This window comes from Citrobacter amalonaticus, assembly GCF_018252635.1.
GTDB lineage: Bacteria > Pseudomonadota > Gammaproteobacteria > Enterobacterales > Enterobacteriaceae > Citrobacter_A > Citrobacter_A amalonaticus_E.
On record NZ_JAGTXM010000048.1, the window covers coordinates 1 to 389 of the forward strand.

At 68.6% G+C, this 389-nt stretch carries 1 pseudogene; it reads right to left on the reverse strand.

The features are described from left to right. Positions 1-389: pseudogene (locus tag KE671_RS22650) on the reverse strand (UDP-N-acetylglucosamine 1-carboxyvinyltransferase); the annotation flags it as partial.

Sequence of the window (389 nt, forward strand, 5' to 3'; positions counted from 1 at the left end):
TATCCGCGCAGCTTCTCGACGCCCTCGATCAGGATGACGCGGTTCGGCTCGTAGGAGATGATCGCGCCCATCTTCTGCAGGACCGCGATCAGGTCCATGATCTCGGGCTCGATGGCCGCGTTGCGCAGCTCCGTGACACCCTCGGCGCGCACCGCCGTCAGCAGCACCTGCTCGGTGGCCCCGACGCTCGGGTACGGCAGGTGGATGTTCGCGCCGTGCAGTCGCGTGCCGCCGGTGGAGAGACGGATGCCGCTCGGCAGCTTCTCGACGATCGCACCGAACTTGCGCAGCGCGTCGAGGTGGAAGTCGATGGGACGGTCGCCGATGCGGCAGCCGCCGAGGTCGGGGATGAAGGCCTGGCCGAGACGGTGCAGCAGCGGGCCGCAGAA